The organism is Rhodovarius lipocyclicus (genome assembly GCF_009900765.1).
GTDB lineage: Bacteria > Pseudomonadota > Alphaproteobacteria > Acetobacterales > Acetobacteraceae > Rhodovarius > Rhodovarius lipocyclicus.
On sequence record NZ_JAAABL010000027.1, the window covers coordinates 1 to 26,053 of the forward strand.

Genomic DNA, 26,053 nt, shown 5'->3' on the forward strand with positions numbered 1-26,053 from the left:
CGGCGCGGGGGCCGGCGGGGCCGCCACGGGGGCGGGCGGCGCCGGGCGCGGCGGCGGCTCTGGCGCGCAGGCGACGGCCAGAAGGGGCAGCGCCATCGCGGCGGGAAGGATAAAGCGCATGGGGGAGTCTCCGTTACGTCCGCAACATGAACACCCGCGCGCCCCGCCGGTTGCATCGGAATCGTCGCGAGACGCTTGATTTTCCGGCCCCAGGCCGCGATGTTCGCAGTCGCACCCCATGACCATTCATCGCACCCGCAGGCCCCAGTTCTTCTACACGACGGCGCCGCTGCCCTGCCCGTACCTGCCCGGACGCACGGAGCGGAAGATCGTGACCGAGCTCTCGGGCCCTGGCGCCGAGACGCTGCACGACCGCCTGTCGCGCGCGGGCTTCCGCCGCAGCCACAACATCGCCTATTCGCCGGTCTGCCCGGGCTGCCAGGCCTGCATCCCTATCCGCATCGTGGTGGCGGAATTCTCGGTCAGCCGCACCCAGCGCAAGCTGCTGCGCCGCTTCCAGGGGGTCACGGCCCACCGCATGGCCGCCCGCGCCACCGCCGAGCAGTTCGCCCTGTTCCAGCGCTATCAGCAGGCCCGCCATTCGGATGGCGACATGGCGGCGATGGGTTTCTACGACTACCGCGCCATGGTGGAGGACACGCCGATCTCCTCCGGCCTGGTCGAATTCCGCGACGAGGCCGACCAGCTGCTGGGCGCCTGCCTGACGGATTGGCTGAGCGACGGCCTGTCCGCCGTCTATTCCTTCTATGGGCCGGAGCAGGCGGGGCTCGGCACGCTGGCCATCCTGTGGCTGATCGAGGAAGCGCGGCGGATCGGCCTGCCTTACGTCTATCTGGGCTATTGGGTGCCGGGGTCGCGCAAGATGGCCTACAAGGCGGGCTTCCAGCCGGCCGAGATTTTGCAGGGCGGCGGCTGGCGGCGGATGGAACCGCAGGACATAGGCTAAAGCGCCTCCAGAAACCGCCGCGCTTCCTCCCGCATCGCCGCCAGCTTGCCGGGCGCCATCTTCCGCAGCGTGGACAGCGGCATGGCCATGCGCGCGTTGCCCTCGAACCGCGCCGCGTGGCGGGCGATGAAATCCCAGTAGAGGAAGTTGAAGGGGCAGGCCCTGGGCCCGGTCTGCGCCTTCACGTCATGCGCGCAGCCCCGGCAATGGTCGCTCATGCGGTTGATATAGGCGCCGCTGGCCGCGTAGGGCTTGCTGGCCATGATGCCGCCATCGGCCCAGATCGCCATGCCATGGGTGTTGGGCAGTTCCACCCACTCGAAGGCATCGGCATAGACGGCCAGATACCACGCATTGACCGCCTCCGGCGCGATGCCGGTCAGCAGGGCGAAATTGCCCGTCACCATCAGGCGCTGAATATGGTGGGCATAGGCGAGTTCGCGCGTCTGGCGCACCACCGCCGAAACGCAGGCCATCGAGGTGGGCGCGCCCCAGTAGAAACCGGGCAGGGGCCGCCCTGCCCCCAGCGCGTTCATCTCCCGGTATTCCGGCATTTTCAGCCAATACAGGCCACGCACATATTCCCGCCAACCGAGGATCTGGCGGATGAAGCCCTCCACGGCGTTCAGCGGCGCATGGCCCTGGCGCCAGGCGCGCTCGGCGGCCTCGCACACCGCGCCCGGCAGCAGCAGCCCCAGGTTCAGGCTGGTGGAGAGCAGGGAATGGAACAGCGTCGCCTCGCCCTCGGCCATCGCATCCTGCGCCTCGCCGAAATGCGGCAGGCGGGTCTCGATGAAATGCGCCAGGGCGCGTTCGGCATCCCGGGCCGTGACGGGCCAGTTGAACCCCTCCAGCGTGCCGAAATTCCCGCCGAACCGCTCCGCGACCAGGGCCAGCACCTCCCGCGTCGTCTCATCGGGGGCGAAGCGCGGGGGTGCGGGCGGGCGCAGCCCGGGCGCCAGGGGGTTGCGGTTGTCGGCGTCGAAATTCCAGCGGCCGCCGGCGGGTTCGTCGCCCTCCATCAACAGGCCGGTGCGGCGGCGCATCTCCCGATAGAAGAACTCCATGCGCAGCTGCTTCCGCCCGTCGGCCCATTGCCGGAACCAGGGCAGCGGGCACAGGAAACGGCCATCCGCGCGGATCTCGACCGGGATGCCCAGGGCCTGCTCCCAGCCCAGCATGGCCTGGCGCACCCGCCATTCGCCGGGCTCGGTGGCGATCACGGCCTCGGGGCGCAGCTCCGCCACGGCGCGCGCCACCTCGGCACCCAGGCTGCCGGTATTGGCGGGGTCGTCCAGCCGCACATGCCGCACCGTGACACCCCGGACCGCCAGCGCGCGGGAGAAATGCCGCATCGCCGACAGCACCAGCGCGATCTTCTGCGGGTGATGGGGCACATAGCGGCACTCCTCCATCACCTCGGCCAGCAGCACCACGTCATGGGCGGGGTCCAGATCCTCCAGCGCCGACAAGGTGCGGCTGAGCTGGTCCCCCAGGACGAGGCGCAGCCGCATCAGCCGGGCGCGTAGATCACGGTGCTGCCGTCATCGCCCTTCACGCGGTATCCCACCCAGCGCCCGGCGGCGTTGTAGTCCAGCACCGCCTCCACCTCGCCCGTCGTGGACCAGCGCGCGCCCCCGCCCGGCCGGCTTTCCTGGCGGAAGGTCACGTCCATCAGCTTGCCGGTGGTGGTGCCGAAGATCGGCACGCGGGTGTAGCGCTGGGGCTCCCACCAGGACAGCGGCGCGGCGTTGGCGGCCAGGCGCTGCGGCCCGTCCGGGCCGCCCTGCAGCAGCACGGCGTCGGCCCTGGCCTCGCCGCGCACATCCACGATCTGGCCGTTGCGGTTCAGATGGCTTTCCACAGAGACGAAACGCCCATCGCGCGTGACCTCGGTGTAGCGGTGCTCGAACCGGTACACGACCACCCCCAGCACCCGGGGCGTGACCGAGACATCGGAGACCGCCACCAGATCCCCGCCCCGGCGGGAAAAGGTGACGGTATGGCTGCCGATCTCGGTGCCATTGCGCATCACCTTCCACAGATAGGCCGGCGGCACGTCCTGGGCATGCGCGCCTGCGGGCAGGGCCATGGCCAGGGCAGGCAGGGCGCGGCGGGGCAGGTTCATGGGCGACTCCAACAGGCTCATCCCCTCCCTTTCACCCCCGCGCGACGGCCGGCAAGTCCGCGCATCGGCCATTTCCTGCAATCGTCATGCGCCCGGGACAGTTGGCACCGCCTTGCGAGATGGCAAGCGGCGCGGGGCCATGCCATGATGTTCGCAGAGATGCGACAACTTCTTTTGCTCCGTCACGCCAAGTCTTCCTGGGATGATCCGGCCCTGCCCGACCATGCCCGGCCGCTGAACGCGCGCGGGCGCCGGGCGGCCCAGGCGATGGCGGCCGAGATGCAGCGGCTGGGCCTGTCGCCCGATGTGGTGCTCGTCAGCTCCGCCCGCCGCACGCTGCAAACCATGGAAGCGCTGCATCCCTTCGAGGGCAGCCCGATCGTGAACGTCATGGATGGGCTTTACCTGGCCCCCTGGCGCGGCATGCTGGAGACCCTGAACGCCGTGCCCGACACCGCGCGCTCCGTGCTCGTGATCGGCCACAACCCCGGGCTGCACGAACTGGCGCTGGAACTGCTGACACCCGACCACCCGCAAACCCGCGCCCTGGGCCGCCTGCGGGAAGCATACCCGACCGGCAGCCTGGCGGAATTCAGCCTGGCCGCGCCCTGGCACGGGCTCTCACCCGGGGGCGCGCGGCTGGTGCGCTATGTGGTGCCACGCGACCTGCCGGAAGCCGCGGCGCTCGCCAATGAGGGCGAAGGCTAGTCCCATGGAGATCTCCCTGCCGCCAGGCTATCTGGCGCGCTTGCGGCGCAACCCGGCGCTGGCCGGCTTCACCCCCGCGCGCCCGGCCTGGCACCCGCTGGAACAAGGCAGCTTCCGGGGCCGCAGCGCGGAGGTCGCGCGCGATGGCCTGCACCTAACCTATATAGAAGGCGGCCTGCCCACCGAGGGCCGCGCCACCCCGGTGCTGCGCCTGCGGCTGGAAGGCGAGGGCGCGGCCGAACTCGGCGCCCGGCTGGCCGAAACCGCCCCCGCCCTGCCCGCTTTCTGGAGCCTGGAGCAGGAGGCCGATGTGGCCTCGGGCTTCGCCCTACCCGACCCGCCCTCGATCGCCGAGGAAACCTCCCTGCCCCACGCGCTGGCGGCGGCCTTGCGCGGGGGGCTGGCGCTGCTGCTGCACCACGCGCCCAGCTGTCGGCCGGATGCCCCGGCCCATGGCGTGCATCAGACGCGCGTGGCCACCCGGCGCATGCGCAGCATCATCAAGCTGATGCGCCCCGGCCTGCCCGACCCCGGCCTGCCGGAACGCTTCGAGCGGGAATTGCGCGACCTGGCCGCGGCCCTGGGCCCGGCCCGGGACTGGGACGTGTTCACGGGCGGCATCGGCGCCCAGCTTGCGGCCGCCATGCCCGGGGAAAAGCGCCTGCGCCCCCTGCTGCGCCGCGCCGAGGCCACCCGGCGGGACGCCTATGCCCAGTTGATGCCGCATCTGGCGGGCCCGGGCTTCCGCGCCATGGCCTGGCAGGGCGTGGCGCTGATCGAGACGCTGGAGGCCCTGCCCCGCGCCGACGACCTGCACGGCTTCGCGGCCCAGGTGCTGACGCGCCGGCACCGCCGCCTGAAGCGCGCGGGCGAGCACATCGAGGCCCTGCCGCCTGAGGAACTGCACGCGCTGCGCCTGCTGGCCAAGCGCCTGCGCTACGCGGCGGAGCTGCTGGCCCCGCTGTGGCCGGGCCAGGCCACCAAACGCTACACCCGCCGCCTGTCGCGCCTGCAGGATGCGCTGGGGCTGGCCAATGATGCCTCCGTGGCGGCGGCGCTGGTGCGCAGCCTGGGCGTGCGCAACTGGGCCGGGGGTGCCGCGGAGGGTTTCGCCCTCGCGCGCGGGGCCGGCAGCCGCGATCTGGCGCTGGAAAGCTGGGCCGGCTGGCGCAAGTGCAAGCGGTTTTGGCCCAGCGAGGGTTGAACTTGCTGTGATGAAGTCTGAGCTTCATCCCCTAAATGGTTGATTGCTCACAGCTTTGAAATATGACGAAACAAGCGGGTTGCCAGCCCTGCCGAGGCTGGGTTAACCGGTGCCCTATGCGTCGTCGCCGCATCTTCAAGCCCGCGAAAACCCCGCGCCGTATGGGCGGAGCTTTTGCGATTCTCGCCACCGCAGCCACCCTCGCGGTGCTGACTGCGGCCCTGCGCCCGAGCGACCTGTTCGGTTCCGCCCCACGCACCCAGGATTGGCGGGCCCTGCCCGCCGAAGTGGCGGTGGTGGATGGCGAAACCCTGCGGCTCGGTGATCGCGTCATCCGGCTGTTCGGCGTGAACACGCCGCCGCGCGGCACCCCCTGCGGGGCCGTCAGCGATTGCGGCGCGGCCGCGACCGCCGAACTGGCCAGGCTGACGCGCGATCGCGCGCTGGAATGCCGTATCCATGGCCGGGACAATTTCGGCCGTGGCCTGGGCATCTGCCGCGCCGAAGGGGTGGAGGTGAACGCCTCCCTCATCGCCGCGGGCTGGGGCAGCGCCGATGCGTCGGCGGTGCCGGCCCTTGGCCCGCTGGAAGCGTCCGCCCGCCAGGGCCGGCGCGGCATGTGGGCCGAACCTTCCCGCTGACAGCAAATTTGTTCGCCTCCCGGGCCATTCCCGGGGGGTGATGGACAAGGTCGCGCCAAGGACTAAGGTGCGTCGCAACATGGTTTCGCGCCGGTTGTTCGGCGCGCAAGGAATAGGACCAGGGCCGCATGAGCATGCAGAAAACCGGGAGCGTGACTGTCACCCTCGATGGGTCGAACAAGACGGCAAGCCTGCCGCTGTACGAAGGTAGCGCCGGCACGCCAGTGGCCGATATCCGCAAGATCTACAACGATCTCGGCATCTTCACCTTCGATCCCGGCTATGGCGAGACGGCCAGCTGCGAGAGCAAGATCACCTACATCGACGGCGACGCCGGCGTGCTGCAGTACCGGGGCTACCCGATCGAGCAGCTGGCCGAGAAGAGCGACTTCGTCGAGGTCTGCTACCTGCTGATGTACGGCGAGCTGCCGACCCAGGCGCAGCTGGAAGCCTATCGCGCCGGCGTCACGCGCCACACCATGGTGCATGAGCAGATCCGCCGCTTCTTCGACGGTTTCCGCCGCGACGCCCACCCGATGGCGATCATGTGCGGCGTGGTGGGCGCGCTCGCCGCCTTCTATCATGACAACCTGGACATCAACGACGCCAAGCAGCGTGAGATCGCGGCCTTCCGCCTGGTGGCGAAGGTGCCGACGATCGCGGCGATGGCCTACAAGTACTCGCAGGGCCAGCCCTTCGTGTACCCGCGCAACGACCTCTCCTACGCCGGCAACTTCCTCTACATGCTGAACTCGGTCCCGGCCGAGGAATACAAGGTGAGCCCGACGCTGGAAAAGGCGATGGACCTCATCCTGATCCTGCATGCGGATCACGAGCAGAACGCCTCCACCTCCACGGTGCGGCTGGTCGGCTCGACCGGCGCCAACCCGTTCGCCTGCATCGCGGCCGGCATCGCGGCGCTGTGGGGCCCCAGCCATGGCGGCGCCAATGAGGCCGTGCTGAAGATGCTGGCCGAGATCGGCGATGTGAAGAACATTCCGCAGTTCATCAGCGAGGTGAAGGACAAGAACTCCCACACCAAGCTGATGGGCTTCGGCCACCGAGTGTACAAGAACTTCGACCCGCGCGCGAAGATCATGAAGGAAACCTGCCACAAGGTGCTGGCGGAGCTGGGCGTGAAGAACGAGCCGCTGCTCGAACTCGCGATGGCGCTGGAGAAGATCGCGCTGGAGGACGAGTACTTCGTCTCCCGCAAGCTGTACCCGAATGTGGATTTCTATTCGGGCATCATCCAGAAGGCGATGGGCATCCCGACCAGCATGTTCACGGTGATCTTCGCCGTGGCCCGCACCATCGGCTGGATCAGCCAGTGGAAGGAACTGATCGAGGATCCGGCGCAGCGCATCGGCCGCCCCCGTCAGGTCTACACGGGCGGCGTGGACCGCCAGTACACGGACATCGCCACCCGCGGCTGAACCGCCCTGCGATGATGTCGATGAGACGGCGTGGCCCACCGGCCGCGCCGTTTTCGTTTGTGCGCCACCCCGTCCGCCAACCAGAACAAATACGGGGCAATGCTTAACTCATCTCTAAAGATGGATGCGGCCATTTTATGCCAAAGCATTAAATTTTACCCAGTTAGCGGGCATCTGGCTTTGATATGCAACTTTTAAGGGTAATTCTTAACCTGCAGTAGCAAACTTTGCTTCTCAGCAGGAGGTCGTTGTGATCATCTCGCGCATAGGTTGTGTTGAACAGGCAGAGCACTCGTAGATCGCATGCGCGATATCCCCCCGCCCCCCAATGCCCTCTCGATGGATGCCCGTGTCCGTCGATCCCTCTCGGCCTGGCCACAGCGCCCGCCGGGGATGCCGCGCACGATCAAGCAGCCCGGCACCTGGTTGCGCGCAAGGCCGGACAATTGGGTCGAGGGCACCCAGCCCTTCATCAAGCTGCCGGGCAGCCGCCACTTGCGCACCCTGCCCGATGGGCTTTGGCTGCATTTCTCGACGGACCCGGAAGACCCCTACGCGGACATCCTGTGCGTGGAGGCCTGTTCCTCCCTGTCGAACCTGCTGGACAAGCGCAGCCGCTTCGCGCCTTCCACCGGCAGCCTGCAAGTGTTCTGCCCCCTGCCCTGGCTGCTGGCCCCGGCGCTGCCGGAAACCCACCTGCCGCGCTGGCGCCTGATCACCATGTTCCAGACTGAACCGACCGCCGCCGTGGTGCTCTCGGTGCGCGACGTGCGCGTGCTGTATGGGCTGCGGAATGAGCATTATCGGGGCTTCTGCGAGACCCAGATGCCGGCCCCGCATGAGTTCTTCTACCCCATGGAGGCCCTGATGGACGAGGAAGGCCACCAGAACCCCGCCATGCAGGCGCTGGTGGCGCGCACCAGCGCCGCCGCCAATTTCATGCAGTTACCAGAACCCATTGAAGTGCCTTCTGAGCAAGCGCGCCCCGCAGCCCCCAGCCCGGCCAGCACCATCCGGCGCAAGCGGCGGCTTTCGGCGGAGCCACCCTCCATGCGCTTCATCGACAGCATGTACCAGGAAAAACGTAAGGCCTGACTTTAGAAAAGCCCCATTAGTTACTGAAATACCCAGGAAACCTTGCCTGCAGCCGCGGCGCTTCCGCCAGGCTGCCTGACAGGTGGCGGCGCATCGCCGCCTCCGCCGCCGCGGTATCCCCCGCGGCGATCGCCGCGATCACCGCGCCATGCTCGGCCAGGATCGCTTCCGGCTTGCCTTGCTCCGGCAGGTGCAGCCGCCGCAGCCGGTCCAGATGGCCCGAGCGGCTGGCCACCAGCGCCCGCAGCCCGCCCACCCCGGCCGCCTCATGCAGCAGGGCGTGGAAAGTCTCATCCCCCGCGCTGAAACCGGCCATGTCGTCCGCCAGGAATTCACCGCGCATCCGGGCCAGGTCGCCCTCCAGCCGCGCCGGCAGGCCGGGGTCGGCCTTTTCCGCCAGCCGGCGCACCACCGCGCATTCCACCGCCATGCGCAGGAAGGCGGCCTCCCGGCACTGATGCAGGTCGATCCGCGCAACGCGGGTGGCCGATTGCGGCACCACCTCCACCAGCCCTTCCTCCCCCAGGCGGATCAGCGCCTCCCGCACCGGGGTCTGGCTCACGCCCAGGGAGGTTGCCAGTTCCTGCCGCGACAGCCGCGCGCCCGGCAGCAGTTCCAGCGCCACGATGGCGCGGCGCAGGGCCTGATACGCGCCCTCGGCGGCCGAGGGGCGGGCGGGGATCGGGGGAAGTGCGCTGCCATCCATCACGGAAAACTCGCCTTGCGACTGAGAAACTGATATATTAGATTTCAAACCATAAAATCAAACGTCCAGGACACCCCATATCATGCGCCTGCCTCGCCGCAGCCTTTTTGCCATCGGCCTAGCCGCGCCCGCCGCCGCGCAGGGCTGGCCCAGCCAGCCCGTGCGCCTGCTGATCCCCTTCGCCGCCGGCACCACCGACACGGTCGCCCGCCTGGTCACGGCCGAGATGGCCAAGACCCTGCCCGCCACCATCGTGGCCGAGAATCGCCCCGGCGCCGGCGGCGCGCTGGGGGCCGAGGCCTGCGCCCGCGCGGCCCCCGATGGCTACACCCTGTGCATGGGCACCATTTCCAGCCACGCCATCAACCCGGCGATCATGGCCCGCCTGCCCTATGACGTGGCGCGGGATTTCGCGCCGGTCACCCAATTGGCGGCCCAACCCAACGCCATCGCGGTCAGCAACAATTTCCCCGCGCGCGACATCCCCACCCTGATCGCCCGGCTGCGGGAACGCGGCGATGAGGCCTTCGGCACCTCGGGCGTCGGCACCTCCGTGCATCTGGCGGGCGCGCTGTTCGCGCAGATGGCGGGCGTCAGCCTGACCCATGTGCCCTATCGCGGCAGCGCGGGCGTCGCCACCGCGCTGATGTCGGGCGAATTGCCCATGGCCTTCGACAACCTCTCCTCCGTGCTGCCCCTGGCGCAGGAGGGCAAGCTGCGCGTGCTGGCCGTCACCTCCACCACCCGCAACCCGGCCGCCCCCGGCATCCCGGCCCTGGCCGAGACCCTGCCGGGTTTCGAGAGTGTCTCCTGGCACGGGCTGTTCGCGCCCGCGGCCGTGCCCGCGCCGATCATCGCCCGGCTGCACCAGTCGGCCGTGGCCGCGCTGGCCACCCCGGCGGTGCGGGACCGCTTCGCGGCGCTCGGCATCACGCCCGTGGGCAGCACGCCCGCCGACTTCACCCGCTTCATCGCCGCCGAGACCACCCGTTGGGGTGGGGTTGCGCGCGCGGCCAACATCCGCCTGGATTGAACCCATGAGGAAAAGTCCACCAATGAGAAAAAGCCCGGGGGAGCTCCGCTCCGCCCGCTGGTTCGGACCTGCCGATCTGCGCAGCTTCGGCCACCGCTCCCGCGCCATGCAGATGGGCCTGTCGCCCGAGGAATGGCGCGGCAAGCCCATCATCGGCATCGTCAACACCTGGTCGGACATCAACCCGTGCCACACCCATCTGCGCGCCCGCGCGGAGGACGTGAAGCGCGGCATCCTGATGGCCGGCGGCCTGCCGATCGAACTGCCGGCGATCTCGGTTTCCGAGAGCTTCCAGAAGCCCACGACCATGCTCTACCGCAACTTCCTGGCGATGGAGACGGAGGAGCTGTTGCGCTCCCACCCCATCGACGGCGCGGTGCTGCTGGGCGGCTGCGACAAATCCACGCCGGGCCTGACCATGGGCGCCATCAGCATGGACATCCCCACCATCTTCGTGCCCGCGGGCCCGATGCTGCGCGGGCATTTCCAGGGCAAGACGCTGGGCTCGGGCTCCGACAGCTGGAAATACTGGGATGAGCTGCGCGCCGGCACCATCACGGAGGCCGATTGGGCGGGTGTGGAGGCCGGCATCGCCCGCAGCCACGGCACCTGCATGACCATGGGCACGGCCAGCACCATGACGGCCATCGCCGAATCGGTCGGCCTGACCCTGCCGGGCGGCAGCTCCATCCCGGCCGCCGATTCGGGCCATATCCGCCTGTGCTCGGAATCCGGGCGGCGGATCGTGGAGATGGTGTGGGAGGATCTGAAGCCCTCGAAGATCCTGACCAAGCAATCCTTCGAGAACGCCATCGCGGTGGCCATGGCCATGGGCTGTTCGACCAACGCCATCATCCATCTGATCGCCATGGGCCGGCGTGCCGGGCTCGATGTCAGCCTGGATGACTTCGAGAACTATTCCCGCCGGGTGCCGGTCATCGGCAATGTGCGCCCCACCGGCAGCCAGTATCTGATGGAGGATTTCTTCTACGCCGGCGGCATCCGCGCCCTGATGGGCAATATCCGCGAGCATCTGCACCTGGATTGCCTGACCGTGACCGGCAAGACGGTGGCCGAGAACATCGAGGGTGCGCGCGTCTACAACGACGACGTGATCCGCACCCAGGACCGCGCGATCTACCGCGAGGGGTCGCTGGCGGTGCTGAAGGGCAATCTCTCGCCCGATGGCTGCGTGATCAAGCCGGGGGCGATGGACCAGAAGTTCCTGAAGCACAGCGGCCCGGCGCTCGTTTTCGACGACTACCCCAGCATGAAGAAGGCGGTGGAGGACGAGAACCTCGACATCACGCCCGACCATGTGCTGGTGCTGCGCAACGCGGGCCCGCAGGGCGGCCCCGGCATGCCCGAATGGGGCATGCTGCCCATGCCGAAGAAGCTGCTAAAGATGGGCATCCGCGACATGCTGCGGCTGTCGGATGCGCGGATGTCCGGCACCTCCTATGGCGCCTGCGTGCTGCATGTCTCGCCCGAGAGCTATGTGGGCGGCCCCCTCGCGCTGCTGCGCACGGGCGACATCATCACCATCGATGTGGATGCCCGCCGCATCGACATGGAGGTGAGCGAGGAAGAGCTCGCCGCCCGCCGTGCCGCCTGGACGCCCCCACCGAAGCGCTATGAGCGCGGCTATGGCTGGATGTTCAGCCAGCACATCCAACAGGCGCATATCGGCGCCGATTTCGACTTCCTGCGCACCGATTTCGGCGCGCCGGTCTCCGAACCCGTCATTTATTGAGGGCCGCGATGAACCCCGAAACCCGCGCGAAGCTGAAGCGCGTCTCCACCGCCACGCTGGCGACCGCGCTGTTCAAGCGCGGCCTGCGCCAGCAGATGATCCAGGGCGTGCAGCCGCTGCGCACCTTCGGCGAGAGCATGGTCGGCCCCGCCTTCACCCTGCGCTATATCCCCGCGCGGGAGGATCTGAACACGCTGGATGCCTTCCGCGACCCCAACCATCCCCAACGCCTGGGGGTGGAAACCTGCCCCGCCGGCCATGTGATGGTGATGGACAGCCGCAAGGACGCCCGGGCGGCCAGCGCCGGGGGCATCCTCGTCACCCGCCTGATGGCGCGGGGCGTGGAGGGTGTCGTCACCGATGGCGGCTTCCGCGACAGCGCGGAGATCGCGGGGCTCGATATCTGGGCCTTCCACACCCGGCCCTCGGCGCCCACGAACCTGACGCTGAACCACGCCATCGCGCTGAATGAGCCGATCGCCTGCGGCGACGCGCCGGTCTTTCCGGGCGACATCCTGGTGGGCGACGCCGATGGCGTGATCGTGCTGCCCGCGCATCTGGCCGAGCAACTGGCCGAGGAAGCCACTGAAATGACGGCCTATGAGGATTTCGCCACGGAGCGGGTGCGGGCGGGCCATACCATCCGCGGCCTGTATCCGGCGACGGACCCGGCCAACCTGGAACTGTTCAAGGAATGGCGTATGGCGAACGGGCGCTGAACGCGGGGTTACACACTCTCAATATCCATCCCCTGGCAAGTGCTGGGGGAGTGCGTGCATCATAGGCGCATGAATCGTCGCCTGCTGATGGTCGGCCTGCCGGCCCTCATCCTGTCGCGTGGGGGCTCGGCCAGCCCCACGCCGCAGTCCACGCTGCGCAACCTACGCCTGCTGCCCGGCGACGAGGCGGGTGTCAGTTGCCGCGCGCAGATGGTCAGCGAACCCAACGGGGCGCTGTGCCTGCGCATCCGCCTGCGGGATGTGGGGCAGGTCGTCCTGCCCTCGCACTATGGCAATGCCCGGATCGTCGGCCGCCTGACCGCCCAGGGGCGGGAGGTGCTGCTGGCCAGCTTCGAGGGCAACCACGGCACCGGCGTGTCCCAGCGCCTCGGCGCGCTGATCGGCATGGATGACAAGCGCCGCCTGCGCGTGCTGGGCATCGAGACGTTGGAAGCGCAGGACAGCCAGATCACCAGCGCCAACCGCAGCGTGCTGGGTGCCGTGACCGGCACGCCACGCGGCTTTGCCGTCAGTGTCGTGGTCCGCACGGATCTGGACCATCCCAACCACCGGGTGCCCAGCCGCGTCGCGCGCTGGCGCACGGAGCTGCCCTGGAGCGGCTGCGGCGCGATCCCCGCCCCGCCCGCCCCCGCTGGCGCGCAGGAAGAACACGAGCGCATCGACCGCGCCCGCACGGCCGCCGCCGCCTGGCTGGCCGAGGCACCGCGCACCGATTTGCGCGAGGCCCCCTTCGAGGATTGGGGGCTGTGGAATGTCGGGCTGATCGAGCAGCCCGCTTAACCCAGCAGCAGCACAACCCCGGTCAGCGCCGCAGCACCCCCGGCCACGCGCAGCACCGCGGGCCGGAACCGCCCGGCCAGCAGGCCCGCCGCATGCAGCAGCGCGGTCGCCGCCAGGAAGCCCGCCGCATAGGCCAGGCCGCCCGCATTCTCCGGGATCTCGGCGCCATGGGCATGGCCGTGGAACAGGGCGAACAGCCCGGCCAGCCCCATCGCGGCGGCCACCGGCGCCCGGGCGCCCAGCGCCACCACGGCACCCAGCACCAGCACGGACAGCGCGATGCCCGTCTCGACATAAGGCAGCGCCACGCCGGCCGCGCCCAGTGCGCCGCCCACGGCCATCACCGCCAGGAAGCTGCCGGGCACCAGCCACAGCGCCCGCCCACCCAACTGCGCCGCGAACACGCCCACCAGCACCATGGCCAGCACATGGTCCAGCCCCAGCATGGGGTGCGCGAAGCCATGCTCCAGACCGGCCGCGCCCAACCCCGGATGGGCCATCGCCGCGCTGGGCAGCAACGCCGCCATCGTGAACATCACCGCCCGCCACATGCCGCTCATGGCCTCTCCCCGCGCTTCGGATTCCTGAAGGCAGCTTGGCACGGGCGCGCGCGGGCCGGAACGGCGGAGCGCGCATTTCCGGCCGGGCCGCCGCGCGAAACGCCCAAATTCGCGCCAGCGCTCAGCCCGGCAGCAAGGCGGCGATCACCACCTCGCGGCTGTCGCGGTCCTCCAGCTCCCGCGTCGTGGCCACGCGGAAGTGGCGCAGGGGGGGCATCCCCTCTCGCGGCAGATAGGCGCGGCCAGGATCGGCCAGCAGCACCCGGGCGCCCTGCCCCGCCATGGCGCGCAGCCAGGGCAGGATATGCGCGGTCATCGGCGCCTCGTAGCACACGTCGCCCGCCATGATCACATCCCAGCGGCAGGGGCTGCCCACCAGATCCGCATCCAGCGCCGTCACCGCCACGCCATTGGCGCGCGCGTTCAGCGCGGTGGCGGCGACGGCCAGCGGGTCGATCTCGCTGGCCTCGACTAGCGAGGCACCCGCCATGGCCGCCGCGATGGCCCCGATACCGCAGCCCGAGGCGAAATCCAGCACCCGCTTGCCGCGCACCAGCTCCGGGTCGTCCAGCAGCATCCGCGCGAGCGCGAGCCCGCCCGGCCAGGCGAAGGCCCAGAAGGGCGGCTCGATGTTGTTCTCGGCCAGCCAGGTTTCGGTGGCCTGCCAGATGGGCGTGATCTCGCTGGCCAGATGCAGCGTGATCTCGGGCACCAGCGCGTCGTGGCCCGGCACGGTATGGGCCAGGATGAAGGCTTCGGGCGTCACAACCGCCCGATCAGCACGGCCAGCGTGACCAGCAGCCCGACATCGCGGTTCAGCTTGAACAGGCCTAGGCAGCGCGCGGGGTCATGGATATCAACCCGCGCCACCTGCCAGCCCAGCAGCACCGCCGCTGGCACCAGCGCCGGCGCATACAGCCAGGACAACCCGCCCGCCCAGCCGGCCAGGCTCAGCAGCAGCATCACCAGGGAATAGCAGACGATCAGGAAGGGCCGCGTCGTGTGCTCGAACCGGCGCGCGGTGGAGCGGATGCCCACCAGCACATCGTCCTCGCGGTCCTGATGGGCATAGATCGTGTCGTAGCCCAGGATCCAGAAGAAGGCCGCCGCGTGCAGCAGGAAGGGCGCCCAGCCATACACGCCGGCCGCCGCCGTATAGCCCAGCGTGGCGCCCCAGCCGAAGGTAATGCCCAGCACCGCCTGCGGGTAGTCCGTCACGCGCTTCGCCAGCGGATACACCACCACCGGCCCCAGAGAGGCGACGCCCAGCCAGATGGACAGCCCGTTCAGCTGCACCAGGATGGCCAGCCCCACCAGGCACAGCGCCGCCAGGAACAGCAGCGCCCGCTTCACCGACACCGCGCCCGAGGCCAAGGGCCGACCACGCGTGCGCTCCACGCTGCGGTCCAGCTCGCGGTCCCACAGGTCATTCACCACGCAGCCCGCGCCGCGCATGATGATGGCCCCCAGCGCGAACAGCAGCGCCAGCCACAGCGCCTGCCACAGGGCCGAGGCGCCGAGCGCGATCCCCCACCACCCCGGCAGCAGCAGCAGCCACACCCCGATGGGCCGGTCGAGCCGCATCAGATTGGCATAAGGCCGCGCCGCGGGCGGCAGCCTCGCCATCAGGTCCCAACGGATATCGGTCCAGCCTTGCATAAGGACGATGAATCCGTGATGGGTGGCCCCGTGTCCATCCCCCGTCTCTACACCGACGCTCCGCTCGCGCCCGGCGCCGAGCTACCCCTGACCCCCGCCCAGGCGCACCACCTGGGCGCCGTGCTGCGGCGCGCCCCCGGCGAGCCCCTGCACGCCTTCAACCCGCGCGACGGCGAATGGGCGGCCGAGATCACCGCCCTGCGCAAGGACAAGGGCGCGATGCGCCTGCTGGAGCGCGTGCGCCCCCCCGCGCCGGAGCCCGGCCCCAGCCTGATCGTCGCCGCCCTGAAGCGCGAGCCCATGGACTGGCTGGTGGAAAAGGCGACGGAGCTGGGGGTGGCGCGCATCCAGCCCGTCCTCACCCGCCGCACGGTCGCCAGCCATGCGAACACCGAGCGCCTGGCCGCCATCGCGCGCGCCGCCGCCGAACAATGCGAACGCCTCTCGGTGCCGGAGGTGAAGGAGACCCAGCCCCTGCACACCGTGCTGGACGCCTGGCGCGGCGGGCGCATCCTGGCCGCGGCGGAGCGGCGCGAGTCCGCCCCGATCGCGGCCCTGGCCGTGGGCAGCGAGGCACTGCTCATCGGCCCCGAAGGCGGCTTCACAGGGGCGGAGCTTGACGACCTTGCCGCCCGCCCCATTGTATCGCTTTGCCAACTTGGCCCGCGTATCCTGCGGGCGGAGACGGCGGCGGTAGCGGGGCTGGCGGCGCTTCAGGCGCTGGCCGGGGACTGGGCCGGTTAGTAGTTCAACGTTCTTGCAGGAAGCCAGTCATGTCCAACCCCGGCGAAGCCGACCCCACGCCGGTCGAGAATGCGCGCCAGCTTGCCGAGTGGTTCGCCGCCGGCGAGAAGCCGCGCAGTGCCTGGAGCATCGGCACCGAGCACGAGAAGTTCGGCTTCCGCCGCGCGGACCTCACGCCCCCCGCCTATACCCCCCGGGGCATCGAGGCGATGCTGCACGGCCTGATGGGGCTGGGCTGGGAGCCGATCGAGGACCAGGGCCATGTCATCGGCCTGAAGCGCAACGGCGCCTCCGTCAGCCTGGAGCCGGGCGGGCAGCTCGAACTCTCGGGCGGGATGATGCCCGACCTGCACGCCGCTTGGGATGAGCTGAAGGCGCATCTGCGGGAGGTGCACCAGATCGCGGGGCCGCTCGACCTCGGCTTCTCGCTGCTGGGCTTCCACCCGCTGGTGACGCGCGACGCGATGCCGTGGATGCCGAAATCCCGCTACAAGATCATGCGCCGCTACATGCCGCTGAAGGGCAAGCTCGGCCTCGACATGATGCTGCGCACCTGCACCGTTCAGGTGAACCTGGATTTCGGCACCGAGGCCGACATGGCCGAGAAGCTGCGCCTGTCGCTGGCGTTGCAGCCGGTGGCGACCGCGCTGTTCGCCAATTCCCCCTTCATCGAGGGCAAGCCCTCCGGCCTGCTCTCCGCGCGCGCCAATGTCTGGACGGACACCGACCCCGACCGCACCGGCATCCCGGCCTGCGTGTTCGAGCCGGGCTTCGGCTTCGAGCGCTTCGTGCAGTATGTGCTGGACGTGCCGATGTATTTCGTGGCGCGCGAGGGCGAATTGATCGACGTGGCGGGGCAGAGCTTCCGCGACTTCATGGCGGGCCGCCTGCCCGGCCTGCCCGGCGAGGTCGCCACCATGGGCGACTGGGCCGACCATGTGACCACCGTGTTCAGCGATGTGCGGCTGAAGCGCTTCCTGGAGATGCGCGGCTCCGACGCCGGCTCCCCCGCCATGTTGCAGGCCCAGCCCGCGCTGTGGGTGGGGCTGATCTATGACGACGCCGCCCAGAAGGCCGCCGCGGCGCTCACGCGCGACTGGACGCTGGAGGACGTGCGCCAGCTGCGGCTGGACGCGCCCAAGACCGGCCTGCAGGCGCGCATCAAGGGCCGTAGCGTGCGGGAAGTGGCGGCCGATGTGCTGGCCATCGCGCGCGATGGGCTGAAGGCGCGCGGCCTGGGCGAGGACGTCTATCTGGCGCCGCTGAATGAGATCGTGGCCAGCGGCAAGACCCAGGCCGACCGGCTGCTGGACCTGTTCCACGGTGCCTGGAAGGGCGATGCGGGCAAGGCGCTGACAGCGACCGAGGCATGAAAAAGGGGGGCCGGAGCCCCCCTTATTTCTTCACCCAGCTGATCGTCACATCCCCGCTCACGAAGGTCTGGCACGCCATCCGGTATCCGGCGTCCAGGTCTTCCTGGGTCAGGTGCTTCAATTCCTTGGGCTTCACCTTGTCGGCGTGCTCGATGCCGACATCGATATGGCAGCGGCAGGTGCCGCACAGCCCGCCGCCGCATTTGAACGGCACGCCACCCTTCTCCCGGATCGAGACCCGCAGCAGGTTGGCACCCTTATCCGCCTGCACCACCTTGTTGTCGTTGGTGGCGAACGTCACGCTGATCCGCTCGGCAGCCTCCATCAGGCGGCCGCGGCCTTCAGCTCGGCAGGCATGTTGCCGTAGGTGGTCAGCGTGCGCAGTTCCTTGCGGGCATCCTCGACACTGTCGAAGCTTTCCAGGAACTTGGTGGGCACGGAGTTCACCGGCCCCGTCTCGTCGATGATCCGCACGCGGCTGGCGGCGGATAGTTCGGCGATGACGAATTTCGCACGGATGTTGCCGCAGAACAGATAGTCCCACGCCTCCACCGGCGTCAGGCCCGGCCCGGGCTCGGTGCGGAACTGGCCGGGCTTGCTGGTCAGGATCACGTACATCGCGCTCACTCCTGCTCGATCGTCAGGTCATGCGTCAGCCACAGCTGGCACATCAGCCGATACCCTTCGTCGAGCTTGGCGCCGAGGCGCTCACGCTCCTTCCAGTTGGGTTCCGGCAGATGCTCCGCCCCCGCGATGACGCGCGACGTGCACTTGGTGCATTTGCCCATGCCGCACCCGTATTTCAGGTGCGGAAACGGGAACTTCTTGATGCCGGCGCGGACGACGAGGTTCGCGTTGTCGGGAACCTCGCCGGTGTGATCCTCGCCGGCCCTGCGGACAGTGACCTGCGGCAAGGATCAGGCCGCTTGCGCCACGGTGCCCTGCTCGGGCTCCACGTAATCGCGATACAGCGCGTTGGTGTAGAGCAGGCGCATCTCGGCGCCGATCTCGCAGATGCGCAGGCACTTCTGCTGCAGCTCCACCGTGGTCGCGTGCTCCAGCACGATCTGGTAGCCGCGCTCGCCATGGATCTCGTCGGAGACGATGTGCAGGTCGAAGAACTCCACCTCCTCGTCGGTGAAGCCATACTTCTCGCGCAGGGTCGGGGTCTGGCGGCGATAGATGCTGGGCACCTGGCTTTCCAGGCCCACCACCAAGCCGGCGACGGCCACAATCGGGTGCTCGCGCTGGGCCACCGTGTAGCACCAGGCCTGCAGGGCGCGGGTGGTGGTGGACATGTTGTCGGGGTCGATCACGCGCTCACGCGTCGTGCCGCAGGCCTCGGCGAAGCGGATCAGCAGGTCGGTGTGGCGGGTGCCGCCGATCTCTTCCTCATACATGTTGGCCAGCAGGAAGTCCTTGGCCTCCAGATACTCGTGCGGCATGCGGGCATAGACCAGCGCCAGGTATTCGGCGAAGGGGCCGACATAGTGGTAGTGGTTCTCGGCCCAACGGGAGAGCTGGGCGCGCGTCAGCGTGCCGGAGGCCCAGGCCTTGGAGAAGGGAGAGCCGTTCGCGCTCTTGCCCTTGATGGCGTTTTCGAGCGCGGTGCGGAACTCGTCGGGATTCATCACTTCGGGCATGGCCTGACTCCGGCTGGCTGGTGGCTGCCCAAACGGTATACAATCTACAAACGGGGCGCAACGGCTTTGTTTGCGCTATCTCAACTCCTCCAGCGAGAGGTTGGCCTCCCGGATCACCCGCGCCCAGCGGTCGCTTTCGGTGGCCAGCAGCCCGTCGATCACCCCTTGCGGCTCCGGCTGGCGCACCTGCACGCCGAAATTGGCGAAACGCTGCTGGAAGGCGCTGCCCGCGGTGGCGTCGGCGATCGCGCCGCGCAGCCGCTCCACCACGGGTTCTGGCGTCGCGCGCGGCACGGCGATGCCGAACCAGGTGCTGGCCTGGATCTGCGGGAAACCCTGCTCGGCCATGGTGGGCACATCGGGCAGCTGCGGCAGCCGCTCGGCGGAGGTGATGGCAATGGCGCGAAGCTTGCCATCGGCCAGCAAGGGCCGCACGCTGCCCACCACGTCGAACATCAAATCCGCATCGCCCGATTGCAGCGCCAGATAGCTGGGGGCGGAGCCGTTGTAGATCACGCTCGTCATGTCCACGCCGGCAGCCAGGCGGAACATCTCGCCCGAGAGCTGCAAGGGATTGCCGCGGCCCACGGCGGCGAAGGTCAGCCCCTCGCGCTTGGCGCGGCCATGCGCCACGAGGTCCGCCACGCTGCGGATGGGCGAGGCGCCGTTCACCACCATCACGAAGGGCATGTCCACCAGGATGGCGATGACGCGCAGGTCGCGCCGCACATCCACCGGCATGCGGGCGTAGATCAGCGGGTTCACGATATAGCCGGCGCCGCTGGTCATCAGGATGGTGTAGCCATCGGGCGCGGCCTGGGCGGCCAATTGGCTGGCAATGATGGTGTTGGCGCCGGGGCGGTTCTCGGCCACCACGGCCTGGCCCAGCGGCGCGCCCATGCCCTGGGCCACGCTGCGGGCCAGCACATCGGTCATGCCGCCGGGGGCATAGGGCACCAGCATCCGCAGCGGGCGCTGCGGGTATTCCTGCTGGGCCAGGGCGGGGCCGGCCGCCAAGGGCAGGGCCAGCGCCGCGCGGCGGGTGGCGCGGATCACGCGGCCAACCCCGGCGCCGCGTTCAGCGCCGCGCGGTATTCGGCGCCCATGCGGGCGCACAGATCGGCCATGCTGGGCACATCCTGGATGGCGCCCACCCCCTGCCCCGCCGACCAGATGTTCTTCCAGGGGCGCTTGTCGTGGTCGCCCACATGCTCGCTGCGGGTTTCTGGCAGGTGGTCGGGGTCGAGGCCCGCGGCCTCGATGCTGGCGCGCAGGAAATTGGCGGGCACGCCGCTGATGGCGGGCGTGTAGACGATGTCGGCGGCACTGGCGGCCAGCACCATCTGCTTGTGGCCCTCGGGCGCCATGCTTTCCTTCACGGCGATGAAGCGCGTGCCGATATAGGCCGCATCCGCCCCCAGCAGCCGGGCGGCCGCGATCTGGCTGCCGGTGGAAATGGCCCCGCCCAGCAGCAGCGGGCCCTGCCAGATCGTCCGCAACTCCGGCACCAGGGCGAAGGCGCTGATGCGCCCGGCATGCCCGCCCGCCCCGGCGGAGACGGCGATCAGCCCATCCACCCCGGCCTCGATGGCCTTTTCCGCGTGGCGGCGGGTCGTCACATCATGGAACACCAGCCCGCCATAGGCCTGGATGGCCTGGATCAGCTCCGGCCGCAGCCCCAGCGAGGTGATGATCAGCGGCACCTTGTGCCGGACCACGGTGGCCAGATCGGCCTCCAGCCGCGCGTTGGAACGGTGCACGATCAGGTTCACGCCATAGGGCGCGGCGCCGGCGGGCAGGCGGGCCTCGATCTCGGTCAGCCAGGCGTCGAAGCCTTCATTGGTGCGCTGGTTCAGCGCCGGGAAGGTGCCGACCACCCCGGCCTTGCAGGCCTCCACCACGTAATCGGGGCCGGAGACGAGGAATTGCGGCGCCGCGACGACAGGCACCGATAGCCTGCCCTGCCAGCTTTGCGGAAGTGGCATGGTTTCAACCCTTTGCGTTATGGCGCTGGCTTGCCGCCACGCCTTGTCCTGGACGTGGGGGCAGCCTACTCCGTCATTTTTGTGTTGCCTAGCGAAACAGCCATGCCACACTCTCAGCCAGAGGAGACAACCATGAAGGGTAAGCCGGGGCGCGCGCTCGCGGTGATGAGCGGGCGTGAGGACAGCACCTCGCGCTCCGCCGTTCCGCTGCTCGATGACGAGGAAGGCATCGGCGCCGCCCATGCGGAGGACCGGCGCTTCGTCTGGGCGCTGGCCCGGGGCCTGGAGATCCTGCGCGCCTTCGGGCCGGAGCGCACGGCCCTCAGCGTCGGCCGGCTTTCGGCCATGACCGGCATGGCCAAGCCCACCGTCTCGCGCCTCACGCACACGCTCGCGGCACTGGGTTATCTGCGCGTGGTGGACAAGCGCGGGCATTACGCGCCCACCCCCGCGGTGCTGACGCTGGGCTACCCGGTGCTGTCGGCGCTGAAGGTGCAGGATGTGGCGACCGCCCCCATGCGCGAACTGGCCGAGGCCACGGGCTGCCTGGTGGGCCTGGGCGCGCGGGACCGCCTTTCGATGGTGTTCGCGGAATGCACGCCGCCCTCCTGGCTGGTCACGCTGCGGCTGGGCACCGGCAGCCGCGTGCCGATGGCCACCAGCGCGCTGGGCCGCGCCTTCCTGGCGGGGCTGGGTGAGGCGGAGCGCGACTACCTCCTCGGCCGCCTGGCCCTGCGCCATGGCGCGGAGTGGGAGGCGCTGGGCCCGCGCGTGGCCGATGGCATCGAGCAGGTGCGCGCGCGCGGCTTCTGCATCGTGGACGGCGAATGGCAGCGCGACGTGCGCACCGCCGCCTGCCCGCTGATCACCGCCGATGGCGTGATGGGCCTGATGGCCGGCGCCCCCGGCTACACCATCACCAACGAGATTCTGGAAAACGAGGTGGGGCCGCGGCTGGTCGAACTGGCCGCGAAGCTCTCACCCCTGATCGGGAGCTAGCGATGCAACACCACGCGCCCAGCTTTCCTTCGCTGGCCATCCGGGCCTTCACCCGGCACCGGCAGGCACTGGCTTTCGAGGATGGGCGCGGGGGTGTCTCGCATGGCGGGGTGCTGGACCTGCTCGGCCGCTTCCAGGCGGTGCTGGCCGCGCGCGGCATCGGGCGGGGGCAGCGGGTGGCGCTGCTCTCGGCGAACCGGTGGGAAAGCTGGGTGGCGGGGCTGGCCGCCCAGGCGCTGGGGGCGGCCACCACCTGGCTGCACCCGATGGGCTCGCTCGATGCCCATGCCTTCCAGATCGAGGATGCCGAGGTCTCGGCGCTGGTGATCGACGCCGACGCCTTCGGCCCGCGCGGCGCGGAGATCGCGGCGAAGCTGCCCAGCCTGGATGTGCTGACGCTGGGCCGGGCCGCCTATGGCACGCCGCTGCTGGGCCTGGCGGATGCGGCCGGCAGCCAGACGGCGCGCGACCTGTCGCGGCCCGACGACATCGCGGCGCTGAACTACACCGGCGGCACCACCGGCCGGCCCAAGGGCGTGCTGCGGGACAGCGCGGCACTGTCGGCCATGGCGCTGACGATCGGCGAGGCCTTCGAACTGCCCGCCACGCCGCGCTATCTGGCCGCGGCCCCCATCAGCCATGTCAGCGGCACCAATCTGGTGCCGTGCTTCCTGCGGGGCGGCTCGGCGCATCTGCTGCCCGCCTTCGACCCGGAGGAATTGCTGACCACCATCGAGCGCGCGCGGATCAACTTCACCCTGACCGTGCCCACCATGGTCTATCGCCTGCTGGATGACCCGGCGCTGGCGCGGCACGACACCTCTTCGCTGGAATTGCTGCTCTACGGTGCCTCCCCCATGGCGCCCTCGCGCCTGGCGGAGGCGCTGGAGCGGATCGGGCCGGTCTTCTCCCAATTGTATGGGCAGAGCGAATGCTACCCCATCGCCGCCCTGCCCCGCGCCGACCATGACCCCGCCCGGCCGGAACTGCTGACCGCCTGCGGCTTCGCCACCGCCGCCAGCCAGGTGGCGCTGCTGGACGAGGACGGCCAGGAGGTGCCCCCGGGCGAGCCCGGCGAGATCTGCGTGCGCAGCCCCATCGTGATGCGCGGCTATTGGAAGCAGCCCGAGGCGACCGAGGAAGCCTTCGCTCATGGCTGGCTGCACACCGGCGACGTGGCCCGCCAGGACGGGCAGGGCCGGCTGTATATCGTGGACCGCAAGAAGGACATGGTGGTGACCGGCGGCTTCAACGTCTATCCGCGTGAGGTGGAGGACGTGCTGGCCACCCACCCCGCCGTGGCGCTGGCCGCCGTGGTGGGCGTGCCCGATGCCCGCTGGGGAGAGGCCGTGAAGGCCTATGTCGTGCTGAAGCCCGGCAGCCAGGTGGCCGCCCAGGAGCTGACGGCGCTGGTGCGCAACGCCAAGGGCGCGGTGCATGCGCCCAAGCAGGTGGAATTCGCCGCCAGCCTGCCGCTGACGCCGCTCGGCAAGCTGGACAAGAAGGCGCTGCGGGCGGCGGCCTGGGCGGGGCAGGCGCGCGGAGTGGCTTAGTCCTGCTCCTCGTCCTCCTCCGGGTCGCGCAGGGGCGCGATGCTCGGCGGGATGGGCATCTGCGAGCCAGGCTTCGGCGCCACCGCCAGCGCCTCGGCCTCCGGCTCGCGCCGGGGCGTCATGCGGTTCCAGGCATCCAGCGCCGCGATCTTGTAGGCCTCGGCGAGCGTCGGATAGTTGAAGGTGTTGTCGATGAAATAGTCCAGCGTGCCGCCCAGGTTCAGCACCGCCTGGCCGATATGCACGAGTTCCGTCGCGCCCTCGCCCACGATGTGCACGCCCAGCAGCCGCCGCGTCTCGATCGAGAAGATCATCTTCAGCAGGCCGCCATTGAGGCCCATGATGTGCCCGCGCGAGGTCTCCCGCAGGCGCGCGATGCCGCATTCATAGGGGGTGCCGGTTTTGCGGACCTCCTCCTCGTTCATGCCGACGGTCGAGATCTCGGGCACCGAATAGATGCCGTAGGGGAAGAAATTGGGCGTCGCCGGCAGCGGCTGTTCGCAGGCATGGCAGGCCGCGACCCGGCCCTGCTCCATCGACATCGAGGCCAGGCTCGGGAAGCCGATGACATCGCCCGTGGCGTAGATATGCGGGATCTTGGTCTGGAAGGTGGTGGGGTTCACCGTCAGGCGCCCACGGTCATCGGCGCTGAGCCCCGCATGCTGCAGGTCCAGCGTATCGGTGGCGCCCACGCGGCCCGCCGCGAATAGCAGCATCTCCGAGCGCACGCGCCGCCCGCCATCCAGGATCGCCACGGGCTGGCCGTTCTCGAACTGGATGTTCTCCACCTTGGAGCCCATGCGGAAGCCCATGCCGCGATCGCGCAGCTGATGGACGAAATCATCCACCAGCTCCTGGTCGACGAAATCCAGGAAGCGCTCGCGCGGCTCCACCAGCGTCACGCGGACATCGAGTGCCGAAAAGATGGTGGCGTATTCCATGCCGATGACGCCGGCCCCCACGACGGTGAGCGAGCGCGGAACCTTCTTCAGCTCCAGCAATTCGTCGCTATCGACCACGGTTTCCCCGTTGAAGGGGATATGGGCCGGGCGAAGCGGGCGCGTGCCCACGGCGACGACGATGCGCGAGGCCTCGATGATGCGGGTCTCGCCCGCCTCCAGCTGCACTTCGATGCGGTTCGGGTCCAGGAAGCGCGCGAAGCCGCGCAGCACATGTACCCGGTTGCGGGCGAACTGGTGGTCGAGCGTCTCGACCTCATGCTCCAGCGTCTTGTGCAGGCGCGACATCAGGTCGCCCGCAACGATATCGGGCTTCACGCGATAGCCGAGGCCGTAGAAGCCGCGCTCACGCCAGCCGGTCAGGTTCAGCACCGTCTCGCGCAAGGTCTTGGAAGGAATGGTACCGGTATGGACCGAGACGCCGCCGACGCGGCGCCCCTTCTCGATCACCAGCACGGAGCGCCCGAATTTGGAGGCCTGCACCGCGGCCCGCCGCCCCGAAGGGCCGCTGCCGATCACCACGAAATCATACCGCATTCAGAATGGCGCCTCGTCCTGATCGGGCGAGCTAGATTACCCTGGAGCGGTTCTTGTCAAGTGTGGGCCGGCAGTTCGGCGTCTCTCCAGGCCAGGGCCGCCTGATAGGCCGCCAGATACGGCCCGATCCGCCCCATCAGAGACCCGCCGAAGCGCGGGTTCAACTCGAACACCAGCGGCAGGCCGTCCCGCACGCGATAATCGAAGCAGCAGGTGCCGTCGGTGAAGCCCACGGCGCGCAGGATGCGCCGGAAGCAGTCCAGATACGGCACCGGCCCGGCCAGCCATTCCGAGGCCAGTTCGCCCGTGCGCATGCCCTTCACATGGGGGCCGGGCGGCATCTCGTAGCGGATCGTGGCCTCGAACAGGATCTCGCCATCCCGCAGCAGCAGATGCGTGGCCCGCTCCTCGCTGCCCGGTACATAGGTCTGGAGGAACTCCAGCTCCGGGTCGATGGGCTGGTCGGGCGGCGCGGCCAGGATGCGGGAATGCGTGCCCCAGGCATCGCAGCGGCGCTTCAGGATGACGGGAAAGTCGCGCGGCGCCGCCAGCATGGGCGGAATATGCACGCCCAGCCCGGCCGCGATCACCGCCCGATTGAAGGCGAGCTTGTCGTGGCACAGCGCTTCGGCCGCGGCGCTGGGGAACAGCGCGTTCCTCGCCCTGGCGCGCTGCAGGATCGGCCGGTCATGCAACGTCAGCGGCACCACGAGGTCGAAGGCCGTGAGGTCCGTGGCCTCGAACGGCGCCATGCTGGGGCACCAGCCGGCCTCGGCGGCCCCCTCTCGCAGGCGCTCTTCCCATTCCGGCCGCCCACCGAACAACACACGCCGCATCAGACAGCCCTCGA

The 26,053-nt window shown here is 69.5% G+C and carries 28 protein-coding genes; 14 read left to right on the forward strand and 14 right to left on the reverse strand.

Annotated features, from left to right (window positions below; genetic code table 11):
• The first annotated feature begins 238 nt into the window (after window positions 1-238).
• Entirely contained in the window at window positions 239-967 is a 729-nt protein-coding gene (locus GT007_RS15615; RefSeq protein ID WP_160122558.1) for an arginyltransferase, read from the forward strand.
• On the opposite strand, the gene GT007_RS15620 is transcribed toward GT007_RS15615, so the two are convergent.
• Both GT007_RS15620 and GT007_RS15625 read right to left on the reverse strand, forming a co-directional pair.
• Window positions 964-2,481, reverse strand: a complete 1,518-nt coding sequence (locus GT007_RS15620; RefSeq protein ID WP_160122559.1) for a cryptochrome/photolyase family protein — start codon at window positions 2,479-2,481, stop codon at window positions 964-966. The two genes, GT007_RS15615 and GT007_RS15620, sit on opposite strands and share 4 nt — an antisense overlap.
• Complete coding sequence (locus tag GT007_RS15625) at window positions 2,481-3,095, reverse strand: DUF6134 family protein (RefSeq protein ID WP_160122560.1); 615 nt, start codon at window positions 3,093-3,095, stop codon at window positions 2,481-2,483. The genes GT007_RS15620 and GT007_RS15625 overlap by 1 nt, the downstream gene beginning before the upstream one ends.
• A gap of 159 nt (window positions 3,096-3,254) precedes the next feature.
• Between GT007_RS15625 and GT007_RS15630 the strand changes: the two genes are divergently transcribed.
• From GT007_RS15630 to GT007_RS15650, 5 genes are all read left to right on the forward strand, one after another.
• A complete protein-coding gene (locus tag GT007_RS15630) occupies window positions 3,255-3,803 on the forward strand; it encodes a SixA phosphatase family protein (RefSeq protein ID WP_160122561.1) in 549 nt (182 codons plus the stop codon).
• Window positions 3,804-3,807: 4 nt separating this feature from the next.
• Entirely contained in the window at window positions 3,808-5,007 is a 1,200-nt protein-coding gene (locus GT007_RS15635) for a CHAD domain-containing protein (protein WP_160122562.1), read from the forward strand.
• A gap of 116 nt (window positions 5,008-5,123) precedes the next feature.
• The gene (locus tag GT007_RS15640; protein ID WP_160122563.1) at window positions 5,124-5,648 is read left to right on the forward strand and encodes a thermonuclease family protein; all 525 of its coding nucleotides are present in this window, start codon (window positions 5,124-5,126) and stop codon (window positions 5,646-5,648) included.
• A gap of 128 nt (window positions 5,649-5,776) precedes the next feature.
• Entirely contained in the window at window positions 5,777-7,084 is a 1,308-nt protein-coding gene (gene gltA, locus GT007_RS15645; RefSeq protein ID WP_160122564.1) for a citrate synthase, read from the forward strand.
• Window positions 7,085-7,423: 339 nt separating this feature from the next.
• Window positions 7,424-8,179, forward strand: coding sequence for a hypothetical protein (locus tag GT007_RS15650; protein WP_201451942.1), 756 nt, complete (start codon window positions 7,424-7,426; stop codon window positions 8,177-8,179).
• Between the two features lie 16 nt (window positions 8,180-8,195).
• Here GT007_RS15650 and GT007_RS22825 read toward each other — a convergent pair whose 3' ends face one another.
• Complete coding sequence (locus GT007_RS22825) at window positions 8,196-8,885, reverse strand: GntR family transcriptional regulator (RefSeq protein WP_160122606.1); 690 nt, start codon at window positions 8,883-8,885, stop codon at window positions 8,196-8,198.
• An 82-nt stretch (window positions 8,886-8,967) separates the two neighbouring features.
• Here GT007_RS22825 and GT007_RS15660 point away from each other — a divergent pair, with 82 nt between their 5' ends.
• The 4 genes from GT007_RS15660 to GT007_RS15675 all read left to right on the forward strand — a co-directional run bounded on the left by GT007_RS15660 (window position 8,968) and on the right by GT007_RS15675 (window position 13,191).
• Window positions 8,968-9,918, forward strand: a complete 951-nt coding sequence (locus GT007_RS15660; protein ID WP_160122565.1) for a Bug family tripartite tricarboxylate transporter substrate binding protein — start codon at window positions 8,968-8,970, stop codon at window positions 9,916-9,918.
• 4 nt (window positions 9,919-9,922) lie between these two features.
• Window positions 9,923-11,671, forward strand: a complete 1,749-nt coding sequence (gene araD, locus GT007_RS15665; protein WP_408015555.1) for an L-arabinonate dehydratase — start codon at window positions 9,923-9,925, stop codon at window positions 11,669-11,671.
• Window positions 11,672-11,679: 8 nt separating this feature from the next.
• Window positions 11,680-12,390, forward strand: a complete 711-nt coding sequence (locus tag GT007_RS15670; RefSeq protein WP_160122567.1) for a ribonuclease activity regulator RraA — start codon at window positions 11,680-11,682, stop codon at window positions 12,388-12,390.
• Between the two features lie 69 nt (window positions 12,391-12,459).
• Entirely contained in the window at window positions 12,460-13,191 is a 732-nt protein-coding gene (locus GT007_RS15675; RefSeq protein ID WP_160122568.1) for a hypothetical protein, read from the forward strand.
• Here the strand turns inward: GT007_RS15675 and GT007_RS15680 are convergent.
• From GT007_RS15680 to ubiA, 3 genes are all read right to left on the reverse strand, one after another.
• On the reverse strand, window positions 13,188-13,751 hold the full coding sequence (locus GT007_RS15680) for a HupE/UreJ family protein (RefSeq protein ID WP_160122569.1): 564 nt from the start codon (window positions 13,749-13,751) through the stop codon (window positions 13,188-13,190). The genes GT007_RS15675 and GT007_RS15680 overlap by 4 nt on opposite strands.
• 121 nt (window positions 13,752-13,872) lie before the next feature.
• Window positions 13,873-14,517, reverse strand: coding sequence for a class I SAM-dependent methyltransferase (locus GT007_RS15685; RefSeq protein ID WP_160122570.1), 645 nt, complete (start codon window positions 14,515-14,517; stop codon window positions 13,873-13,875).
• Window positions 14,514-15,410: a 4-hydroxybenzoate octaprenyltransferase gene (gene ubiA / locus GT007_RS15690; RefSeq protein ID WP_160122571.1), complete on the reverse strand. Its 897-nt coding sequence runs from the start codon at window positions 15,408-15,410 to the stop codon at window positions 14,514-14,516. The genes GT007_RS15685 and ubiA overlap by 4 nt, the downstream gene beginning before the upstream one ends.
• Before the next feature lie 30 nt (window positions 15,411-15,440).
• On the opposite strand from ubiA, the gene GT007_RS15695 reads away from it, so the two are divergent.
• Both GT007_RS15695 and GT007_RS15700 read left to right on the forward strand, forming a co-directional pair.
• Entirely contained in the window at window positions 15,441-16,154 is a 714-nt protein-coding gene (locus tag GT007_RS15695; RefSeq protein WP_236571691.1) for a 16S rRNA (uracil(1498)-N(3))-methyltransferase, read from the forward strand.
• Between the two features lie 29 nt (window positions 16,155-16,183).
• The gene (locus GT007_RS15700; RefSeq protein WP_160122573.1) at window positions 16,184-17,527 is read left to right on the forward strand and encodes a glutamate--cysteine ligase; all 1,344 of its coding nucleotides are present in this window, start codon (window positions 16,184-16,186) and stop codon (window positions 17,525-17,527) included.
• A gap of 22 nt (window positions 17,528-17,549) precedes the next feature.
• Here the strand turns inward: GT007_RS15700 and GT007_RS15705 are convergent, their stop codons facing one another.
• The 6 genes from GT007_RS15705 to GT007_RS15730 form a co-directional block, all read right to left on the reverse strand.
• A complete protein-coding gene (locus GT007_RS15705; protein WP_160122574.1) occupies window positions 17,550-17,852 on the reverse strand; it encodes a 2Fe-2S iron-sulfur cluster-binding protein in 303 nt (100 codons plus the stop codon).
• Window positions 17,852-18,145, reverse strand: coding sequence for a ferredoxin (locus GT007_RS15710; protein WP_160122575.1), 294 nt, complete (start codon window positions 18,143-18,145; stop codon window positions 17,852-17,854). Before GT007_RS15710 ends, GT007_RS15705 begins: the two co-directional genes overlap by 1 nt.
• A 5-nt stretch (window positions 18,146-18,150) precedes the next feature.
• Window positions 18,151-18,441 carry a 2Fe-2S iron-sulfur cluster-binding protein gene (locus GT007_RS15715; protein ID WP_160122576.1) on the reverse strand — a complete coding sequence of 97 codons (291 nt, stop codon included), beginning with the start codon at window positions 18,439-18,441 and terminating at the stop codon, window positions 18,151-18,153.
• A 3-nt stretch (window positions 18,442-18,444) separates the two neighbouring features.
• Complete coding sequence (locus GT007_RS15720) at window positions 18,445-19,170, reverse strand: TenA family transcriptional regulator (protein WP_160122577.1); 726 nt, start codon at window positions 19,168-19,170, stop codon at window positions 18,445-18,447.
• A gap of 75 nt (window positions 19,171-19,245) precedes the next feature.
• Entirely contained in the window at window positions 19,246-20,226 is a 981-nt protein-coding gene (locus GT007_RS15725; RefSeq protein ID WP_160122578.1) for a Bug family tripartite tricarboxylate transporter substrate binding protein, read from the reverse strand.
• A complete protein-coding gene (locus GT007_RS15730) occupies window positions 20,223-21,119 on the reverse strand; it encodes an NAD(P)H-dependent flavin oxidoreductase (protein ID WP_328798950.1) in 897 nt (298 codons plus the stop codon). The genes GT007_RS15725 and GT007_RS15730 overlap by 4 nt, the downstream gene beginning before the upstream one ends.
• 168 nt (window positions 21,120-21,287) lie before the next feature.
• Between GT007_RS15730 and GT007_RS15735 the strand changes: the two genes are divergently transcribed.
• The gene (locus tag GT007_RS15735) at window positions 21,288-22,154 is read left to right on the forward strand and encodes an IclR family transcriptional regulator (protein WP_160122580.1); all 867 of its coding nucleotides are present in this window, start codon (window positions 21,288-21,290) and stop codon (window positions 22,152-22,154) included.
• 2 nt (window positions 22,155-22,156) lie between these two features.
• A complete protein-coding gene (locus GT007_RS15740) occupies window positions 22,157-23,707 on the forward strand; it encodes an AMP-binding protein (RefSeq protein ID WP_160122581.1) in 1,551 nt (516 codons plus the stop codon).
• Here GT007_RS15740 and sthA read toward each other — a convergent pair.
• Entirely contained in the window at window positions 23,704-25,203 is a 1,500-nt protein-coding gene (sthA, locus tag GT007_RS15745) for a Si-specific NAD(P)(+) transhydrogenase (protein ID WP_160122582.1), read from the reverse strand. The two genes, GT007_RS15740 and sthA, sit on opposite strands and share 4 nt — an antisense overlap.
• Before the next feature lie 56 nt (window positions 25,204-25,259).
• On the reverse strand, window positions 25,260-26,039 hold the full coding sequence (locus tag GT007_RS15750; protein ID WP_160122583.1) for an ATP-grasp domain-containing protein: 780 nt from the start codon (window positions 26,037-26,039) through the stop codon (window positions 25,260-25,262).
• Window positions 26,040-26,053 lie beyond the last annotated feature (14 nt).

Bases quoted from the DNA above. Each gene is read 5' to 3' on its own strand.
- GT007_RS15635 (WP_160122562.1), top strand. From the start codon at position 3,808: ATGGAGATCTCCCTGCCGCCAGGCTATCTGGCGCGCTTGCGGCGCAAC.
- GT007_RS22825 (WP_160122606.1), bottom strand. From the start codon at position 8,885: ATGGATGGCAGCGCACTTCCCCCGATCCCCGCCCGCCCCTCGGCCGCC.
- gltA (WP_160122564.1), top strand. From the start codon at position 5,777: ATGAGCATGCAGAAAACCGGGAGCGTGACTGTCACCCTCGATGGGTCG.
- GT007_RS15675 (WP_160122568.1), top strand. From the start codon at position 12,460: ATGAATCGTCGCCTGCTGATGGTCGGCCTGCCGGCCCTCATCCTGTCG.
- GT007_RS15620 (WP_160122559.1), bottom strand. From the start codon at position 2,481: ATGCGGCTGCGCCTCGTCCTGGGGGACCAGCTCAGCCGCACCTTGTCG.
- GT007_RS15640 (WP_160122563.1), top strand. From the start codon at position 5,124: ATGCGTCGTCGCCGCATCTTCAAGCCCGCGAAAACCCCGCGCCGTATG.
- GT007_RS15740 (WP_160122581.1), top strand. From the start codon at position 22,157: ATGCAACACCACGCGCCCAGCTTTCCTTCGCTGGCCATCCGGGCCTTC.
- GT007_RS15670 (WP_160122567.1), top strand. From the start codon at position 11,680: ATGAACCCCGAAACCCGCGCGAAGCTGAAGCGCGTCTCCACCGCCACG.
- GT007_RS15680 (WP_160122569.1), bottom strand. From the start codon at position 13,751: ATGAGCGGCATGTGGCGGGCGGTGATGTTCACGATGGCGGCGTTGCTG.
- GT007_RS15735 (WP_160122580.1), top strand. From the start codon at position 21,288: ATGAAGGGTAAGCCGGGGCGCGCGCTCGCGGTGATGAGCGGGCGTGAG.
- GT007_RS15660 (WP_160122565.1), top strand. From the start codon at position 8,968: ATGCGCCTGCCTCGCCGCAGCCTTTTTGCCATCGGCCTAGCCGCGCCC.
- ubiA (WP_160122571.1), bottom strand. From the start codon at position 15,410: ATGCAAGGCTGGACCGATATCCGTTGGGACCTGATGGCGAGGCTGCCG.
- GT007_RS15615 (WP_160122558.1), top strand. From the start codon at position 239: ATGACCATTCATCGCACCCGCAGGCCCCAGTTCTTCTACACGACGGCG.
- GT007_RS15720 (WP_160122577.1), bottom strand. From the start codon at position 19,170: ATGCCCGAAGTGATGAATCCCGACGAGTTCCGCACCGCGCTCGAAAAC.
- GT007_RS15705 (WP_160122574.1), bottom strand. From the start codon at position 17,852: ATGGAGGCTGCCGAGCGGATCAGCGTGACGTTCGCCACCAACGACAAC.
- GT007_RS15625 (WP_160122560.1), bottom strand. From the start codon at position 3,095: ATGAACCTGCCCCGCCGCGCCCTGCCTGCCCTGGCCATGGCCCTGCCC.
- GT007_RS15650 (WP_201451942.1), top strand. From the start codon at position 7,424: ATGGATGCCCGTGTCCGTCGATCCCTCTCGGCCTGGCCACAGCGCCCG.
- araD (WP_408015555.1), top strand. From the start codon at position 9,923: ATGAGGAAAAGTCCACCAATGAGAAAAAGCCCGGGGGAGCTCCGCTCC.
- sthA (WP_160122582.1), bottom strand. From the start codon at position 25,203: ATGCGGTATGATTTCGTGGTGATCGGCAGCGGCCCTTCGGGGCGGCGG.
- GT007_RS15700 (WP_160122573.1), top strand. From the start codon at position 16,184: ATGTCCAACCCCGGCGAAGCCGACCCCACGCCGGTCGAGAATGCGCGC.
- GT007_RS15630 (WP_160122561.1), top strand. From the start codon at position 3,255: ATGCGACAACTTCTTTTGCTCCGTCACGCCAAGTCTTCCTGGGATGAT.
- GT007_RS15750 (WP_160122583.1), bottom strand. From the start codon at position 26,039: ATGCGGCGTGTGTTGTTCGGTGGGCGGCCGGAATGGGAAGAGCGCCTG.
- GT007_RS15710 (WP_160122575.1), bottom strand. From the start codon at position 18,145: ATGTACGTGATCCTGACCAGCAAGCCCGGCCAGTTCCGCACCGAGCCC.